2 protein-coding genes are annotated in these 2,934 nt (G+C 59.1%); one reads left to right on the top strand and one right to left on the bottom strand.

Going from position 1 to position 2,934, the window contains the following annotated elements:
• Positions 1-217 (top strand): hypothetical protein (locus PSI15_RS17445; RefSeq protein ID WP_273584626.1); only part of this gene is annotated, 217 nt, incomplete at its 5' end.
• A 59-nt stretch (positions 218-276) separates the two neighbouring features.
• Here PSI15_RS17445 and PSI15_RS17440 read toward each other — a convergent pair.
• A partial coding sequence (locus PSI15_RS17440) for a CHC2 zinc finger domain-containing protein (RefSeq protein WP_273584625.1) occupies positions 277-2,934 on the bottom strand: 2,658 nt, incomplete at its 5' end.

Here is a 2,934-nt window from a genome sequence, read left to right as displayed (position 1 = left end):
AGATAGGCCGCCAGTTGCTGGCGCAGCGTGGTCAGTGTGCTGTCGTGCAAAGTTGTCATTCGGATTTTCCTTGTCGTTGTGGGCATTATCCGGCAGTACGGTCGGGGAGACGGTTTTATTGTATTGTCGGAACAATGATTTTTCGTTTTGTCAGACTTGCGGGCATTTAACCCTGTCTGGCTGCGGTGTTGGGGCGGTTTTCACGCCCCAGACTTAGCCCCGACCTGGGGCAGACTTGGTATAGACTTACCGCCATTTTGCCCAGACTTGTGGGGATCATACCGGGACAATCAGACCGCTTAAGTGGGCACTGTCGCCATCACCATCCCAGAGCAGTTCGTATTGCAGCAGGTGCCCGCGACTGCCGCCGTGGATCAGCAGGTATTCCATCTCACTCAGGCGCTGGCAGTGCAGCTTAAGCTGGCTGTCGCTCCAGTTTGTGTAAGCGCGGATATCCCGCCGGGTAAAGCGAACGTCGCGTAACGTCTTCTGCCCGTTTCCGGCCATGTCATGAGCCATTTGCTGTATCAGCAGCAACAGCTTGCGGGTCTGCGGCGGCATCTCGTCGAGCGTCCGGCCCAGGATGTCATGCGCGAGCTGGTTCGCCAGCCGGATATCGTCTTTCGTGACTTCGATGTATTCCAGCTTGCGGCCGCGATGCTCGGCGATCTTGATTTCCCGCTGGTACTGGTGCAGCAGCGCGATGCTCTGGATTAAGGTCAGGTATTTCATATGGTCACGGCGGGTGCGGGTTTTGTCAGACAGGAACGTCAGCTGGCTGGCATAGGGATTGACCACATTCAGGGGCTTAAGCAGCCGCTGGGCGTTCTGGTGCAGTTCGGTGAGATAGTCCCGCTCGTTCTCCGCCAGTAAGCCCTCAAGGGTTTGCTTATGGCGCTGCAACGCATGGATGGCTTCGGTCTGTTCGCGGGTTTCATTGATGGTCAGCACCAGACAGCGATTTAATAACTCTTCATCGACATCGATCGCCGTGGTCGTCAGCATCAGCATCACCGGGCCTTTCACCGTGTAGCTTTTAGTGACGAGGTTCCCGGTTGCTTCGTCCTTGCCCGTGCTCGCCATCGTCAGCTCGCCGTCACTCTGCAACAGCTTGAGCGCATAAGCCGCCTGCCGCACCCCTTCTTCTTCGGCAATGGCCAGTATCTTGTGTTGCAGGTTGGTTTCCCCCAGATAAAACAGGCTCTGGCCTGTCATGGCGCTGTACTGGATGCGTTCTTCTTCCGGTATCAGGTTCAGCACGGCATCCATCAGGGAGGATTTCCCGGCCGCGCTGCTGCTTTGTATCAGGACGGCTAACGGTTTGGGCAGTTTGCGGCTGACGGCGGCCAAAAAGCCCGCCAATAAATTGGTCGATTCACCGACCACACCACAGGCGGCTAAATCCGCCGTGATACGCGCGGTCAGGTTCGGGTCTTGCAGCAAGGCCAGTGCCGCGCCCTGCTCTGCCATCCCCATCACCGGCGTGTTATGCCCGGTGTCCGTGGCGGCCTGTTGCCACTGTTCCACTGCCAGTAATACCTGCCCCAGCGAACGGCGCAGTGCCGCTTCTCCCAACCCCATTTCGGTCGCGGCCAGTCTTGCGTAGCTGTTGCGGCTGCGGGCACTCATCAGGTCAACGCCGTCGGCAAACAGCACACCGCTTTGTGTATCCAGCACCTGCGCATTCAATTTCATCACGACAGCACCGGAGGGAATGGCATTCAGTCCCCGCAGACACCAGCGTAATGTCCCGATGGATATCTGTAATTCACCGTTGGCACCGGGTTCACAGACCACACCCGGTGCCACGCTGGGCACGGGGTCGGCGGCTAAGGAAGGAGGGGGTTCCGGTGCCTTGTCCGGTTCAGCGGCCTGGCGTTCGAGGCTTGTCATACCCGCCGCGTCCTGCATCGGTACTGCACTCTCAACCAGAAGCCGGAAGGCGGTTTCCGGCTCCGCCATCTGGCACAGATACCCGTTCGCATCCCCCTCTGGCGGGAACACCACCCGCAGGGGCACAATGCCTTTGCCAAGCAACTCCGCTGCCAGTTTCACCGCCGCATTATTGCCGGCCGTGTCATTGTCAAACGCAATCAGGATTTGCTTAATCCCGTGCTGTTCAAACGCCAGCCAGTGGTCAGCCGTGACCCCGTTCACCCCATAGGCGGCCGTGACGTTGCGATAGCCGGCAACCCAGAACGACAGGGCATCAATGAGCGATTCACACAGGATGAGGGATTTTGACGCCTGCAATGCCTGTTCATTCCAGATCCCCCGGTGCGCGCCCGGCAAATAGAGGTGCGGGGTACTCCCGCGCAACCGCTCACCGACTTTGCGCCCGTACAGCGTATGGATTTGCCCTTCCAGGCCGATCACCGGCACAACCAGCGAGCCACGCAGGTGTTCACGCCCGTTTTCCCGCAACACCCCGGCCACCTGTAGCCGGCGGCGGATTTCTGCCCCGGCCTTGTATTTTTTCTCCGGCAGGCGATAGCCCAGCGTGCGGTTGGCAAAGCCCAGCTTAAACTGTGCGACCAGCCCAGGATGGTTAAGACGCCGTTTGGCCAGATACGCCTGCGCTTCCGGTGCCGTGAGCAGGGTATGGTGATAAAACTCCACGACCCGTGACAACAGCGCCTGTTGCCCGAGGGTTTCCCCGGCCAGCTCCGCCGGTTCAACCAGGGGTTCAATGACGGGCTTGTTACCTAACAGGGCGCGTAACCGCTCCACGGCATGGCGCAGGCTTAAGTTCTCGGTTTTCATCACCCAATCGAGCACCGACCCGCCCGCCCCACAGCCAAAGCAGTGGTAGAGATTTTTCGCGGGCGTGATCACCATCGAGGGCGTATTTTCCTGATGGAACGGGCACAGCACAGTCATGTCCTTGCCGCGCTTAAACAACGGCCGCCCTTGCTGCTCAATGATGGCAACTAA

This window comes from Xenorhabdus sp. PR6a (assembly GCF_028599065.1).
In the GTDB taxonomy this organism is placed as follows: domain Bacteria; phylum Pseudomonadota; class Gammaproteobacteria; order Enterobacterales; family Enterobacteriaceae; genus Xenorhabdus; species Xenorhabdus doucetiae.
Note: the sequence above shows the minus strand (reverse complement) of the source record. Positions and strands in the feature narration are given on the sequence as shown.